Below are 15267 nucleotides of genomic sequence, written 5' to 3' on the forward strand. Positions count from 1 at the left end.
GACGGCCCTCCCCCCCGGGACGAACGTGCCGGAAGGCGCCGGGGAGCGGACGCCGACGGCGGGTTCTGGGGTGATGAGGCCGGACCGGAGCGCCCGCGCCGCAGACGCCCCCCGGAACAGGAGACGCGTTCCGAGGGGCGGGGCGGTCGACGCCGCGAAGACGGAGGACGCCCGCGCCGCCCGGAGGGCCAGCGCCGTGCCCCCGAGGGCCAGCGCCCCCGCCGCCCCCAGGACGACGATCGCCCCCGCCGCCGTCCCGACGGTGAGCGTCCGCGCCGCCCCGAGGGCCAGCGTCGCCGTCCGAACGAGGACCCCCGTGCCCGTCGCAGGGCCGCGGGCGCTGGTGCCGGTCCGCGTGACCCCCGTGACCCCCGCGAGCACGGTCGGGACCGGGAGAACGCCGCCCGTTCCGAGGGCCGACGCGCTCCGGGCCGCGGCTCCCGTGCCGCGGCCGGTGCCGGATCCGGAGGCCGGGGACGGGGCGGGGGCCGCCGCCGCTCCGGCGACGAGGAGCCGGACGACCGCCCCTGGTTCAAGCGCTTCCTGTCCAAGGCGTGGAAGCCCGCCCTCATCACCTGCGGTCTGATGATCATCGGCGGCGTGGCCGCCTTCGCGATCATGTACGCCCGGGCCCCCGGCATCGACGAGCTGGACGCCAAGTCGGAAGTCGGCATGTCCGCCACCCAGATCATGTGGGCTCCCCAGGGCGACGCATCGCCCGAGGTCGCGGTCACCACGGGCGAGGTCCGGCGCATCGAGGTCCAGTACGAGGACCTCCCGCAGACGGTCGTCAACGGGGTGCTCGCCGCCGAGCAGCGCACCTTCTTCGAGGACCCCGGCATCAGCGTCAGTGGTATCGGGCGCGCCATCCTCTCCGGCGGTGAGGCCGGCGGTGGTTCCACCATCACCCAGCAGATGGCCCGGGGCTACTACAGCAACCTGGAGATGGACAACCAGTACATCCGCAAGATCAAGGAAATCTTCATCGCCATCAAGCTGAACCAGCAGATGGAGAAGGAGGACATCCTCGAGGCCTACCTCAACACCATCTACTTCGGTCGTGGCGCCTCGGGCATCGCTATGGCCGCGGAGGCCTACTTCGGCAAGGACCTGAGCGAGCTGACCGACGCGGAGGGCGCCTTCCTCGGCATCATCATCCAGATGCCCAGCAACTTCGACGACAACGAACTGGGCCCCTGGACCCAGACGTACCTGACGGAGGAGCGCTGGCCCTACGTCAAGGACCAGCTGGCGCTCATGCACGAGGAGAACCCGGACTCAGGGCTCGGCCTGCCCCGTGAGGAGGCCATGGCCCTGGAGATCCCCGAGCGCGTCCCCTTCGGCGTCGAGGAGGAGGGGGAGGGCGAGTCCGACCCCAAGTTCGGCTACGTGCAACAGGCGGTCACCGACGAGATCATCGACCGCTACTCCGAGGTGGGCGTCACCGCGGAGGACATCGCCACCCAGGGCCTCGTCGTGCAGACCTCGCTGGACCCCGCGCTCATGGACGCGGCACGTACCGCGTTCGAGGTCCTGCCGAACACCCCCGAGGACACGATGATGGGTCTGACCGCGATCAGACCGGGCACGGGGGAGATCGTCGCCTTCCACGGCGGCGACGGCGTGGCCGAGGACTACAACAACTCGCTGACGCACCGCACACAGGCGGGTTCGTCGTACAAGCCCTACGTGCTCGCCACCGCGCTCAGCAGCGGTATCAGCCTCCGGAGCATGTTCGACGGTGACTCGCCCCAGGAGTTCCCCGGCCTCCAGAGCGAGGTCATCAACGCGGGCGGCACCGACCACGGGGACGTCGACCTGATCTACGCCACCGCCCACTCGGTCAACACCCCGTTCGTCCGGCTGGCGGTCGAACTGGGCCCGCAGAAGGTGGACGAGACGGCGATCGCGGCGGGTGTGGCCCCCGAGCAGACCGAGACCTCGTTGCAGGGCCCGCTGATCGCGCTGGGCACCCACCAGGTGAGCACGCTGGACCAGGCCACGGGCTACTCGACCTTCGCGAACGGGGGGACGCACTACCCGGCGCACATGGTCACCGAGGTGCGGAAGCCGGACGGCACGGTCCTCCCGCCCGACGACGCCGATCTACTGGAGACGGGTACGCGCGCGATGAGCGAGGGAGTCGCCGCCGACGTCACCCACGCCATGACCCAGGTGGTCGAGAACGGCGGTGGCACCAACGCCGCGCTGCCCGACGGCCGCGACGTGGCGGGCAAGACCGGTACCTCCAGCGACGCGGTCTCCGCATGGTTCGTGGGGTACACACCGCAACTGGTCGCGGCGGTCGGTCTCAGCCGGGCGGACGCCAGCATGTCCCTGGAGTTCGACGGCCAGTCCGTGAACGAGATCTACGGTGGCAGTACCTCGGCCAAGGTGTGGCGCGAGTTCATGACGGTGGCGATGGACGGCGTCGAACCGCAGGAGTTCCCGCCGCCCCAGTACGTCGGCACGGACCAGAGCTACCTGCCCACGGAGTCGCCGAGCGAGGAGCCCTCGGACGAGCCCTCCGACGAGGCGAGCCCGAGCGACGAGCCCTCCGTCGAGGAGAGCCCGAGCGGCGACCCCTGCGACCCGCGGAACCCGGGCAACGGGCAGGGCGGCGAGGAGTGCGAGCCGTCGACGCCCGAGGACGACTGCACCCCCACATGGTGGGACGACTGCGGTGGGTCCACGGACCCCGAGGTCCCGCCGGAGTGCCAGGGCGAGAACCCGCCCGCGCACTGCGAGACCGATCCGACGGGCGAGCCCACGACGGGTGAGAACGGTGGCCAGGAAGGCGGCCAGGGCCAGGAGGGCGACCAGGACAACGGTGGGATCTTCGGGCGGATGAACACCGCCGGGAGCGAGGCCAACAGCATGGTGATTCTCGGCCGCGACGACTGACACACCCACGGAGGAACCGGGGGCCGGTGCGCGCACGCGCACCGGCCCCCGGCGTGTGCGGGGGCCGTCCACAGGCCGCACCAGGGAGTGCGGGGCTGCTGGTAATCTTGCCTCCCGTATGGCTCAGAGTCCGCGACGCCCGCCGTCGGCGGCGCGGCACACCCACCGCGGACTCCTGCCCTCCTGCCATGGAGATTCCATGGCCGCGACAGTCCAGAGGAGGAACGTACGCCTATGCGTCGTTACGAAATCATGGTCATCCTCGACCCCAGCCTCGACGAGCGCACCGTCGCCCCGTCGCTGGAGAACTTCCTGGGTGTCGTCCGCAACGACGGCGGCTCGGTGGAGAAGGTCGACATCTGGGGCAAGCGCCGTCTCGCCTACGACATCGACAAGAACACCGAGGGCATCTACGCGGTGGTCGACCTGACGGCCGCGCCCGCCACGGTCAAGGAGCTGGACCGCCAGCTCGGCCTCGCCGAGGCCGTGCTCCGCACCAAGGTGCTCCGCCCCGAGGTCCACTAGGCGACACCCCGCCGCACCCCCGACCCCGACTCGTCCCCAGGGCCGCCTGTTATGTCACTGGTGGCGCGGATGATCGGGGGAACAGGCGAAACCGCCTGATCCGACTACCTCGAACCGGAGCCCATCCATGGCAGGCGAAACCCAGATCACGCTCGTCGGCAACCTGGTCGACGACCCTGAACTGCGCTTCACGCCCAGTGGAGCCGCGGTCGCCAACTTCCGTGTGGCCTCGACGCCCCGCACCTTCGACCGCCAGTCGGGGGAGTGGAAGGACGGCGAGTCCATGTTCCTCACCTGCACCGTCTGGCGGCAGTACGCGGAGAACGTGGCCGAGAGCCTTCAGCGGGGCATGCGCGTCATCGTGCAGGGCCGTCTGAAGCAGCGCTCGTACGAGACCCGCGAGGGTGAGAAGCGGACCGTCTTCGAGATCGACGTCGACGAGGTCGGCCCGGCCCTGCGCAGCGCCACCGCCAAGGTGACCAAGACGCAGCGCCAGGGCGGAGGCGGCTTCGGCGGCGGTGGCGGCGGTTTCGGTGGCGGCCAGCCCCAGGGCGGAGGCGGCTACGGGAACCAGGGCGGCGGCTTCGGCGGCCCGCAGGGCGGCGGAGGCCGCAGCGGCCCTCCGGCCGACGACCCCTGGGCGACCAACGGCGGCGGCGGTTTCGGTGGCGGCGGCGGAGGCTTCTCCGACGAGCCCCCGTTCTAGCCGCGGCACCACCCGGCCCGGCGCCCCCGGGCGTCAGGCCCCTTTCCACATCAGCCCATCCCCGGGACGATCCCGGGGCTCTTGCGAAGGAGCACCACGATGGCTAAGCCGGCAGCGCGCAAGCCCAAGAAGAAGGTTTGCCTCTTCTGCCAGGAGAAGCAGTCCTACATCGACTACAAGGACACCACGCTTCTCCGCAAGTTCATCTCCGAGCGCGGCAAGATCCGTGCCCGCCGCGTCACGGGTAACTGCACCCAGCACCAGCGCGACGTCGCGACCGCGATCAAGAACGCGCGCGAGGTGGCCCTGCTGCCCTACACGAGCAGCGCCCGCTAACGGCGATATCCGAGGGAGGTTTTTGTCGTGAAGCTGATTTTGACCCACGAGGTCAACGGTCTCGGAGCCCCCGGCGATGTCGTCGAGGTGAAGAACGGTTACGGCCGCAACTACCTGCTGCCCCGCGGGTTCGCCATCCGGTGGACGCGCGGCGGTCAGAAGCAGATCGACCTGATCCAGCGCGCGCGTTCCGCGCGCGACATCCGCACGCTGGACGAGGCCCAGCAGGTCGCGGGTCGGGTCAACGCGCTCACCGTGCGCCTCAAGCAGCGCGCCGGTGAGGGTGGCCGCCTGTTCGGTTCGGTCACGCCCGCCGACGTCGCCGACGCCGTCAAGGCGACCGGTGGTCCCGAGCTGGACAAGCGCCGGATCGAGATCAAGAACCCGATCAAGTCCGTCGGAAGCCACAAGGTCCAGGTCCGCCTGCACCCCGAGGTCTCCGCGACGATCAAGCTGGACGTCGTCGGCGCCTGACCGCACGTCCACGGGCACACGCCCCGACCGGGCGTCGTCCCGGGGCCCCGTTTCCTCTCCGAGGAGGCGGGGCCCCGCTGTTTCTCCGGCTCTCTTCTCCCCGCCGGTGTCCGAAAACGGGTTTCCACGGTGGGGTGTCCCCTTGACACGCCTGTCCGGCGGACCACCCTTTGGATACTCTTTGTAATCTATCGTGTTCTCTGTGTTGGTGTCGTACGTTGCGCCACCCCACACGGAGAGGACGCAGAGTCATGACCGTGGAGAGAAGAGACGAGACCGGCCGACACACACGGATGGACCGCAGGACCGTTCTGCGCGGAACCGCGCTCGCGGCCGGGGGAGTGCTCCTCGGCGGGATGGCGGGGATCCCGGACGGGGCACACGCGGCCACCCGACCCAAGGTGTACACGCGCGCTGACTGGGGGGCGCGCGCTCCGAGGAACAAGATCGAGGTGGTGGGCCGCGGCCCCACGCACATCGTCGTGCACCACACCGCCACGGCGAACGTGTCCGACACCTCGACCTCGCACGCCGCGGCGCTGTCGCGTTCCATCCAGCGCCATCACATGGACACCAACGGGTGGAGCGACATCGGGCAGCAGATCACCATCAGCCGCGGCGGCCACATCATGGAGGGCCGCGACCAGTCCCTGTGGTCCGTCGAAGCCGGTCACCACGTGCTCGGCGCGCACACCGCCAACCACAACGGGCACACGCTCGGCATCGAGAACGAGGGCACCTACACCTCGGTGACGCCGCCCCGGCTCCTGCTGGACGCACTCGCGGACACCTGTTCCTGGCTGTGCCTGATGTACCAGCTGGACCCGGACGCGGCGATCGTCGGCCACCGCGACTTCAACACGACGGGCTGTCCCGGCGACGAGCTCTACGCGCTTCTTCCCGAACTGCGCTCCATCGTGAGGAGAAGGCTGCGGAAGCGGCTCGGCCACCCGGTCGGGGTGGCCGGTGCCGAGCCGGCGCCGGAGGAGACGCCCACCTATCCCGAGGTCCCGGAGACCGGGCGGGTGGCGGCCCACCAGCACGGACCCGCCGTCGGGGAACGGGACACGTCCGTGTGACCGACGACGGCCGACCGTCACCGGACGCGCCGGGGGAGGACCCCAGGGTACGACCGTGGGGACCTCCCCCCGCTCAGGGCCGGTACGCCCCGGTCACCAGCCAGGACGTGCCCCTGGCCCGGAGGCCCAGGGTGACCGCGCGTGCGAGGATCCACACACCGAAGGCGATCCACAGGTTCACCAGCCCCCACAGGGAACCGTCCGCCAACCACGGCAGTACCAGGGCGAACGGCAGGAAGGCCAGCATCGTCCACAGGGACGCCCACGCCAGATACCGCTGGTCGCCAGCGCCCATCAGTACCCCGTCCAGCACCATGGTCACCCCGCTCAGCGGCTGCATCAGGGCGACCACCACCAGTGAGGCCGTGATCAGGGCGCGCACCTCGGGGTCGGAGGTGAACGGGATCCACGCCCAGGGAAGCACCAGGAACACCACCGCCGTGAACACCAGGCCCAGCATCACGCCCCACTCGACCATGCGTCGCGTGGAGTCCCGTGTGCCCCGGACGTCCCCCGCCCCCAGGTAGCGGCCCACGATCGACTGACCGGCGATGGCGATCGCGTCCATGGCGAACACCAGCAGCGCCCAGACGTTGTAGCTCACCTGGTGCGCGGCGATCGACGTGTCCCCCAGCCGGGCCGCCACCGCCGTGGTCACCAGCGCCACCACGCGCATCGACACGCTGCGCAGGAACAGGGCGAACCCCGCCGACGCCGAGGAGCGCAGCCCCGCCACCGTGGGCATGAGGGACACGCCCTCGCGCCGGGCGGCGCGGGCGACCATCGCCACGTACCAGAACGCGCCACCGCCCTGGGCGAGGACCGTCGCCCAGGCCGAACCGGCGACGCCCCAGTCCAGTACCAGGACGAGCACCGCGCACAGCACCGCGTTGCCGACGTAGGAGGCGACCGCCACCACCAACGGGGTGCGGGCGTCCTGGAGCCCGCGCAGCACGCCGGTTCCCGCCATGACGATGAGGAGGAACGGGGTGCTCAGCAGGCTGATCCGCAGGTAGGTCAGGGCGTACGGGGCCACGTCGGACGACGCGCCCAGGGCCTCCACCAGCACCGGGCCGAGCGGCCAGCCGACCGCGACGGCCGCGAGGCCCAGCAGGGCCGCGAGCCACAGGCCGTCCACCCCGTCACGGACACCGCCGGGGACGTCGCCCGCGCCGAACTTGCGCGCGACCGCCGCGGTGGTGCCGTAGGCGAGGAAGACGCAGACGGCCACGAGTGTGAGGAGTACCTGCCCGGCCACCCCCAGACCGCCCAGTGCGCCGGTGCCGAGGGTGCCGACGATCGCGGAGTCGGTGAGCAGGAACAGGGGCTCGCTGATGAGGGCGAAGAAGGTCGGGATCGCCAGGGCGAAGATCTCGCGGTCGTGGCGGTGCCGGAAAGGGACAGCCGAAAGGAGTTGTGGCATGACCCAGACACAGTATCGGACACGCGTTCTACGCGGGTGTGGAGTTATCCACACCCCGGCGGAGACCTGTGGATAACTTGTGGAAACACGTGCTGTGAGACATCTTTCACGGCCTGCCTGCGTCCTGTGTTTCCGCAGGTCAAAGCCTATATGCGAGGGTCGTGGCAAAGTTATCCACAGGTGATGTGCACAACCTATGTTCGCAATGCCCTACAGGGCACCGGACATGGTGGTAAGGGACGTGTCCACAACCTCCGTCCGAGGCATCCGTGGCGTCCGCCATGGGGCATCCTGGAAGGGTCGGCCCGTACCCGGGTCGGCGGAGTACCGTCCTGGGGAGAGCGTTCGTGAGTGTCGCTGAGCAGCCACCTGAAGAAGGCGGATACGAGCGCACCCCACCGCACGACATCCAGGCCGAACAGAGCGTGCTCGGCGGCATGCTCCTGTCCAAGGACGCCATCACCCAGGTGGTGGAGATCATCCGGTCCGCGGACTTCTACCGGCCCGCGCACCAGGTCATCTACGACAGCATCGTCGACCTCTTCTCCCGCGGCGAGCCCGTGGACGCCATCTCGGTCAACGCCGAGCTGACCAAGCGCGGCGAGGCGTCCCGCGTCGGCGGAGCCCTCTACCTGCACACCCTCACCGAGGCCATCCCGACCGCCGCGAACGCGGGTTACTACGCCAAGATCGTCTCCGACCGAGCGGTCCTGCGCCGCCTGGTCGAGGTGGGCACCCGCATCGCGCAGATCGGCTACTCCGGCGACGGTGAGGTGGACGACCTGGTCGACCACGCCCAGGCCGAGATCTACAAGGTCGCGGAGAAGCGCACCGGCGAGGACTACCTCGCGCTGGCCGACATCATGCCGGGGGCCCTGGACGAGATCGAGGCGATCGGCGCCCACGACGGCAGCCTGACCGGTGTGCCCACCGGTTTCGCCGACTTCGACGCCCTCACCAACGGCCTCCACCCGGGGCAGATGGTCATCATCGCCGCCCGTCCCGCGGTGGGTAAGGCGCTGGCGCTCGACACCCCGCTGCCGACCCCCGGTGGCTGGACCACCATGGGAGAGGTGGAGGTCGGCAGTGAGCTGATCGCCGCCGACGGAACCCCCACACGGGTGGTCGCCGCCACCGAGGTGATGACGGACCGGCCGTGCTTCGAGGTCGTGTTCGACGACGGCACCACCGTGATCGCGGACGCCGACCACCAGTGGCTGACCCACACGCGCGCCTCCCGGCGCTCGGCCCAGGAAGCCGAGGCGCGGGGCACCGCCCCCAGGACGCTTCCCGGGGTACGGACCACACGGGAGATCGCCCGAACCCTGCGCATGGAGACCGCGGACCGGAGACCGAACCACTCGGTGGACAACGCCGCCCCGGTCGAGCTGCCCGAACGCGAGCTCCCGCTGCCGCCCTACTTCCTCGGCGCGTGGCTCGGTGACGGCGACCCCTCAGCGGCTCGGATCCCCAGCGGCGACCCCGAGGTCCTGCTCAACATCGAGGCCGAGGGACTGATCACCAAACCGGTCGGTGCGACGGAGTCGGCCTACGGCGTCTTCCTGCCGGAGGAGGACGCGGCACCAGCCGTCCGCGCCTGTGTCGTGTGCGGAGAGGCCTTCGTGCCATCTCCACCCCACGTTCGCAGCTGCGGACAGTCCTGCGGGGGGAAGGAACGTCTCGTCTCCGGTCCCGTACCGCGGACTTCCTGCGCCGACTGTGGGCGCCCCTGCTCTGGCCGGGCACGGTGCCGTGACCGCGTCGACCGTCACGGCGGTGTCCAGGCGCTGCTGTGCACCCTGGGCGTCCTGGGGGACAAGCACGTCCCCGCGGACTACCTGCGTGCCTCGGTCGCCCAGCGAAGGGACCTCCTGGCCGGACTCCTGGACACGAACGGAACGGTGGACACCAGCGGCTCCGTCCAGTTCGCCGTCACCAACGAGCGTCTGGCGAACGACTTCCGGGAACTGGCACACAGCCTGGGATACCGCACCGGGACGTCGACCAAGCGGGTCAGAGGCCGTACGGAGGACTCCTCCACCCGCTACACGGTCACCTTCGGTTCCACGAGTGAGGTCTTCCGGATCGAACGCAAACAGCGGGCGCACCGGGAACGGGGAGCGAGCCGCGGCCACGCACGGATCGGTTCCCGGTTCGTCACCGACGTGCGGCCGGTGGAGAGCGTTCCGGTCCGCTGCGTGCAGGTTGACCACCCGGACCACCTCTTCCTGGCCACCCGGTCCATGATCCCCACGCACAACTCCACCCTGGCCCTGGACTTCGCGCGGGCGGCGTCGATCAAGAACGACATGACCGCGGTCTTCTTCAGCCTGGAGATGGGGCGCAACGAGATCGTCATGCGCCTGCTGTCGGCCGAGGCGCGCGTGCCCCTGCACACCATGCGCTCCGGCCTCATGACCGACGAGGACTGGACCCGTCTGGCCAGACGCATGGGCGAGGTGGCCAACGCGCCCCTGTTCATCGACGACTCACCGAACATGTCGATGATGGAGATCCGGGCCAAGTGCCGACGGCTCAAGCAGCAGCACGACCTCAAACTGGTCATCGTCGACTACCTCCAGCTGATGAGCTCGCCCGGCCGGGTGGAGAGCCGTCAGCAGGAGGTCTCGGAGATGTCCCGGTCCCTCAAGCTCCTGGCCAAGGAGCTGGAGGTCCCGGTGGTGGCGCTCTCCCAGCTCAACCGTGGTCCCGAGCAGCGGACCGACAAACGCCCACAGGTGTCCGATCTTCGCGAATCGGGCAGCATCGAACAGGATGCCGACATGGTCATCCTGCTCTACCGCGAGGACGTGCACGACAAGGAGTCGCCGCGCGCGGGCGAGGCCGACATCATCGTGGCCAAGCACCGTAACGGCCCGACGGCGGACGTGACCGTGGCCTTCCAGGGGCACTACAGCCGCTTTGTCGACATGGCGCCCGGATAGGCCGCCGCGCGGCGGGTTCCGAATATCGGTCTGTCGCAATAGCTGTTTATGGTCAAGCCGATTTGTCGACAAAGCGCCACGGCGACTTCACGACGCGTCGCTGACGACGGCCCCCTCCCGTAGTTCCAGATGGCGCCCGGTGAAGCGCTCGCGTGTCCTGCGGTCGTGGCTGACGATCACCAGGGCGCCGTCGTAGTGCGCCAGCGCCTCCTCCAGGTCCTCCACGAGGCCGGGGGAGAGGTGGTTGGTCGGCTCGTCGAGCAGCAGCAGGTCGTACGCGCCCGACGTCAGCCGGGCGACCTCGATCCTCCGGCGCTGGCCGACCGAGAGGGTCTCCACCGGCTGGTCCAGCTCGCCCGGCCGGAACAGACCGAGCGAGGCCAGCTCGTCGCGGTGGTCCTCGGGGAACCCGGGCAGTCCCGCGGCGTAGGCCTGGAGCACGGTCCGGCCGGAGGCGGAGGAACCGTCCTCCTGGCGCAGGTGGCCGACCCGACCGGGGACGGACACCCGCCCCGCGTCCGGAACCGTCTCCCCGGACAGCACCCGGAGCAGCGTGGTCTTGCCCGCCCCGTTCGGCCCGGTGACCAGCACGCGCTCGCCCGAGGCCAGGACCAGGGAGGGGACGTCCAGTCGGTGGCCGACCACAACCCCCTCCAACGAGGCGACCGTTTCGGTCACCTCCACGGAGGAACCGGTGAACTCCGCGGTCATCCGCAGGGGCACCGGCGGCGGCGCCACCGGGTTCTCCGTCAGCCGCTCCGCCCTCTCCTTGGCCTGGCGGACCCGGCTCATGGCGCCGTGCGCGGCCCCTCGCATCTTGAACGCCCCGTGTCCGAACGCGGCCTTCTCCATCCTGCGCGGGATGGCGTCCATGCGCTGGGCGTTGTTCTCGGCCAACCGCCGCTGCCGCGCCAGGTCGTTCCTCCACTCCTCGTACTCGCGGATCCACCGGGTCCGGGCCGCGGCCTTCGCGGCCAGGAACCCGTCGTAACCGTTGCCGTACCGGTGGACCGTGCGCAGGTCGCGGTCGACCTCCAGGACGGTGCCGGTCACGTTGGCCAGGAACGCCCGGTCGTGGGTGACGGCGACGACCGTGCCCCGGTGGCGGCGGAGCCGGTCCTCCAACCAGGCGACCGCGCGGTCGTCCAGGTCGTTGGTGGGCTCGTCCAGCAGGAGCAGTTCGGGTGAGGCGGCCAGCATCGCGGCCAGGGCCAGCCGTGAGCGCTCACCGCCGGAGAGCGTACTCAGCGGCCGGTCGCGGTCCAGGCCGGGAAGGCCCAGTCCGTACAACCCGGCGTCCACGCGTGCGTCGGCGTCGTAGCCGCCACGCGCCTCGAACTCGGTGAGCAGGTCGCCGTAGGCGCCCAGTTCCTCCGGGGCGGCGGAGCCGAGCGCGGACTCCGCGTCGCGCAGACGCGCCTCCATCCGGCGCAGGACGGCCAGGGCGGAGTCGATCGCGTCGCCGACGGTGCCGGTGGAGATCCCGGCCGCTTCCAGCGTCTGGGGAAGGTAGCCGACGCCGCCCGGTGCCCTGACGGTGAGCTCCCCGTTGGAGGGCGCCTCCTCTCCGGCGAGCAGGCGTAGCAGGGTGCTCTTGCCCGAGCCGTTGTCACCGATGACGCCGACACGTTCGCCGGGGCTGACGGTGAGACTGACACGGTCCAGGACGATGTGATCGCCGTGGCGTTTGGTGATCTCGTTGAGGGTGAGCTGGGAGTGTGCCCGTACTCGTGCGGTGGGCATACGCGCCTCCTGGTCTGCGGTGTGGCTGGGGACAGGGGCCGCGGATCGACGGCGGAGGTGCCTGCGTCATGCGTTTCGGACAGGGCGCGGCGGTGGCGCGTGTCCGGGAGAAGGAGACGGCGAGGCGTTCCGTCAGTGGCCGCGGTACGGCGACGCCGGCGGAGCGTTCCGTTGGCCAGGCAGCGCTGCTGTGCTGGTGACGGTGCTCGGACGCGGGCGTCGGCGCGGGACTACAGGAAGATGAACAGCCTCATGTGCAAGACGATACGTCTCGTTCTGTTTGGCGTCAAGTAGGTTCAGTGAGACGGAGATCACTGTCTGTCAGGGCAGAATGTCCCTGTATAGGGCGGCCGGATCACTCTTTATGTCCAAGCCGATATATCGACAAAGGGATGTGGCGCCTGGCCGACCCGTCGACACGCGAACGAGGGGCCGCCCCACAGGGGCGGCCCCTCGTTCGCTTCGTCGTGTGCGTGCGCCCGGCCTCTCCGCGTGCGGTGCCCCGCTCGGGGGTGTCTGTGCGCGGCCTCGGGCGCGGCGGATGCCGCCGGGTCCCGCGCGCCCGTTCCCGTCCGGTGGGAGGGCGCGGATCCTCAACGCTGGTCAGAGCCAGCGGACCTCGGGGCGGCTGCGCCCGCTCTCGTCGGTGATCATCACCCAGTGCATGATCGGGTGCCTCGACGTGGTGGTGTCGGCGTCCTCGCGGGGCTGGGGGACGTGCGTCGGCTCGGGCACGAGGCCGGAGGGACGGCGGGTCCCAGCGGAGGGGCGGAGACGTCGACGGGCCGCCGAGAAGCGGGCGGTGTGGGGTGCACGATCCGTCCTGCGCGCCATGGGACCCTCCTCGTTTCCGTATCAGATGGACCAGGTTAACCTTATGTTCACCTTCGCGTCAATTCGGTGGGAGTGCGCCCTGGTCCATCGGGGGTGTGCGGCCACAACGGGGCCTGTGGGGGATCTGCCCAGAACGCGGCGCTTCCATGTATCACGAAACGGGCACTCTCCGCGACGGGCTGGTCACGTGGTACGAGAGAAGGGGGTGTCACTCCGGGGGAAGGTGAACGGAAGGTGAACGAGATGCGAACCGATGGCTGCTGAAAAGGGGCGGTGCCGCTCGGGGCTCCGGAGGCGCGCTCGTCCGGGCCGTGGAGCCGGCTCCGGAAACGAAAGAGCACCCGTCGGTACGACGGGTGCTCAGGATGCCTGTGGCGCGGTCACTCCTTGAAGATGAGCCCCACGACCTCCAGGTAGAGCTGTTCCGGGTAGGGAATGAAGTCGATCCGGCTCAACGCCTGGTCCTGACCGGCCGACTCCATCACGAAGGTCCCGTAGCCGAGGAAGCGGCCCAGCAGGGTCCGCTCGAACCGCATGTCGGTGACCTTGCCCAGCGGCATCATGTTCACCTGCCGGATGATCAGTCCGGTGGTCAGCAGGAGTCGTGCGGAGGTGATGACGAAGTAGTCCACCGACCACTCCGCGACCTGCCAGACGAACCACACCAACACCAGCAGCCACAGCCACCAGATGATCGCCAGCGCGGCGGCGCTGTCCGCGATCGAGGTGTTGCTGAGGATCCCGGCGATGATCAGCGCGCCGAGGACCGCCCCGACCGGTCCGATCAGCACCGCGGGGTGCCGACGGATGGTCACCACGTCCTGCTCGTGCGGCAGGAGGTAACGGTTGACCGACGCAGGAGCGCTGTTACTCGACGCTACGAGCCGCATGCCACCCGACCGTTCCCGCTACGGCAGCAGCGCGTTGACGAAGCGGGACATCGATTCCGCGCCCCCCATCAGGCCGCCCAGGGCACCCTGGATGACCCCTGCCGCGCTTTCCGGTTGCGTGAGCAGATAGAACGCTACGAAAGCGATGAGCGCGTAGCCGCCCCATTTTTTCAACTTCGCCACGACTGACTCCCCTTGGAATCCACCTGACCCACCAACCCAGCAGCGATTGTCGCACCGACCATCATGCCCGTAAAGCCTGGGGCGCACCCTCGGCGTGGCGGTATGTCGGACCTTCCGCGCTTGCGGGCTGTGTCCGGTTCCGGTGCTGTTGGTAACCCGGTGAAGGGTGGGCCGGAATGCGGTTCAGGCCCATCCCAGGTCAGGACATTAAGGACACCGGTGGAGATAAGTGGAGAAAACCTCAGCCCCGAAATTCCGTCACTGGAGCCGGACAGCCCGAAAACCCCGGTTGGGTCCGCTCGGAACCACTACGCCCGCTCGGAGAAGGCCAGCGCGAGTACCTGGAGGTGCTGCCGCGCGATCCGCTCCACGAGTTCGGGGGTGGCCTGGCCGGTGACGTCCTCGGCGCCGTGCCGTGCCGCGTCGACGCACCGGGTGACGGTGGTGGTGTGGTGCACGTCGGAGAACTCGTCGGTCAACCGGGACAGGACCGGTTCGAAGCGAGAGTCGCGGGCGGTGGAGGGGAAGGGGATCTCGGGCATCTCACTCCTTGGGGGCTACGGGGGTTGCACTACGTGTTCTTTCAGGGTCTTTCAGTAGCCGCTGGAGGGTTGTCGAAGTGCCGCTCCGGAACGGGCGGGAGCGTGCGGTGTCAGCGGACTGGACCCGAGGGGGCTGGTTTCGGTCCGTCGGGTCTTCGCGGTTATGGGCGGTCAGGAACCATCATCACTCCCGTCTGTTACGTTCTCGTCTCAAAATGAATTCGGCTAATGCAAAGCCGTGTCGCCGCTTGCGCGGGCTCCCCACCCCCACCTGGGCGGACGCAGGGCCGGAGTCAGGCATGCCCGATTTTCGGACGTTCATTCCTTCGGTCGCGAAAAGAGCCGAAAAAGCGCCCGACGGTGATCCGGGGGCGCTGGAGTGGGGGAGGAACCCGGCTCAGGTGCAGCCGTACAGGCGGTCGCCCGCGTCGCCCAGGCCCGGGAGGATGAAGCCCTGCTCGTTCAACCGCTCGTCCACCGCCGCCGTCACCACACGCAGGGTCGCGCCGTGGTCGGGGTCCAGGCCCTCCGCGAGTCTGTGCTCCACGGCCGTCAGGCCCTCGGGTGCGGCGAGCAGGCAGAGGGCGGTGATGTGGTCGGCGCCCCGGTCGACCAGGAGCTTGAGCGCCGCGGCCAGGGTGCCGCCGGTGGCCAGCATCGGGTCGAGCACGTAGCACTGGCGG

Annotated in this window: 14 protein-coding genes; 7 read left to right on the plus strand and 7 right to left on the minus strand. The window is 69.7% G+C overall.

Annotation, left to right across the window (positions count from 1 at the left end; all coding sequences use genetic code 11):
• The 6 genes from D455_RS29710 to D455_RS0108285 form a co-directional block, all read left to right on the plus strand.
• Nucleotides 1-2904, plus strand: a 2904-nt coding sequence (locus D455_RS29710) for a transglycosylase domain-containing protein (RefSeq protein ID WP_051064603.1), incomplete at its 5' end; no start/stop codon positions are given.
• Nucleotides 2905-3138: 234 nt separating this feature from the next.
• Nucleotides 3139-3429, plus strand: a complete 291-nt coding sequence (gene rpsF / locus D455_RS0108265; RefSeq protein ID WP_017570270.1) for a 30S ribosomal protein S6 — start codon at nt 3139-3141, stop codon at nt 3427-3429.
• A 127-nt stretch (nt 3430-3556) separates the two neighbouring features.
• Nucleotides 3557-4135 carry a single-stranded DNA-binding protein gene (locus D455_RS0108270; protein ID WP_017570271.1) on the plus strand — a complete coding sequence of 193 codons (579 nt, stop codon included), beginning with the start codon at nt 3557-3559 and terminating at the stop codon, nt 4133-4135.
• A 99-nt stretch (nt 4136-4234) separates the two neighbouring features.
• A complete protein-coding gene (rpsR, locus tag D455_RS0108275; RefSeq protein ID WP_017570272.1) occupies nt 4235-4471 on the plus strand; it encodes a 30S ribosomal protein S18 in 237 nt (78 codons plus the stop codon).
• A 27-nt stretch (nt 4472-4498) separates the two neighbouring features.
• The gene (rplI, locus tag D455_RS0108280; RefSeq protein WP_017570273.1) at nt 4499-4945 is read left to right on the plus strand and encodes a 50S ribosomal protein L9; all 447 of its coding nucleotides are present in this window, start codon (nt 4499-4501) and stop codon (nt 4943-4945) included.
• Nucleotides 4946-5196: 251 nt separating this feature from the next.
• The gene (locus tag D455_RS0108285) at nt 5197-6024 is read left to right on the plus strand and encodes a peptidoglycan recognition protein family protein (RefSeq protein WP_017570274.1); all 828 of its coding nucleotides are present in this window, start codon (nt 5197-5199) and stop codon (nt 6022-6024) included.
• 73 nt (nt 6025-6097) lie between these two features.
• On the opposite strand, the gene D455_RS0108290 is transcribed toward D455_RS0108285, so the two are convergent.
• A complete protein-coding gene (locus D455_RS0108290) occupies nt 6098-7447 on the minus strand; it encodes an MATE family efflux transporter (protein ID WP_017570275.1) in 1350 nt (449 codons plus the stop codon).
• Nucleotides 7448-7794: 347 nt separating this feature from the next.
• Here D455_RS0108290 and dnaB point away from each other — a divergent pair, with 347 nt between their 5' ends.
• Nucleotides 7795-10392, plus strand: a complete 2598-nt coding sequence (dnaB, locus tag D455_RS0108295; RefSeq protein WP_026122436.1) for a replicative DNA helicase — start codon at nt 7795-7797, stop codon at nt 10390-10392.
• 87 nt (nt 10393-10479) lie between these two features.
• On the opposite strand, the gene D455_RS0108300 is transcribed toward dnaB, so the two are convergent.
• The 6 genes from D455_RS0108300 to D455_RS0108325 form a co-directional block, all read right to left on the minus strand.
• Entirely contained in the window at nt 10480-12135 is a 1656-nt protein-coding gene (locus D455_RS0108300; protein WP_017570277.1) for a TlrC/CarA/OleB/SrmB family ABC-F type ribosomal protection protein, read from the minus strand.
• Between the two features lie 603 nt (nt 12136-12738).
• Nucleotides 12739-12969: a hypothetical protein gene (locus D455_RS0108305; protein ID WP_017570278.1), complete on the minus strand. Its 231-nt coding sequence runs from the start codon at nt 12967-12969 to the stop codon at nt 12739-12741.
• Nucleotides 12970-13349: 380 nt separating this feature from the next.
• Entirely contained in the window at nt 13350-13859 is a 510-nt protein-coding gene (locus D455_RS0108310; protein WP_026122437.1) for a PH domain-containing protein, read from the minus strand.
• Between the two features lie 18 nt (nt 13860-13877).
• On the minus strand, nt 13878-14042 hold the full coding sequence (locus D455_RS34465; protein WP_017570280.1) for a hypothetical protein: 165 nt from the start codon (nt 14040-14042) through the stop codon (nt 13878-13880).
• A gap of 308 nt (nt 14043-14350) precedes the next feature.
• Nucleotides 14351-14584 carry a hypothetical protein gene (locus D455_RS0108320; protein WP_017570281.1) on the minus strand — a complete coding sequence of 78 codons (234 nt, stop codon included), beginning with the start codon at nt 14582-14584 and terminating at the stop codon, nt 14351-14353.
• A 397-nt stretch (nt 14585-14981) separates the two neighbouring features.
• Nucleotides 14982-15267, minus strand: a 286-nt coding sequence (locus tag D455_RS0108325; RefSeq protein WP_017570282.1) for a uracil phosphoribosyltransferase, incomplete at its 5' end; no start/stop codon positions are given.

The organism is Nocardiopsis halotolerans DSM 44410 (assembly GCF_000341065.1).
Lineage (GTDB): Bacteria > Actinomycetota > Actinomycetes > Streptosporangiales > Streptosporangiaceae > Nocardiopsis > Nocardiopsis halotolerans.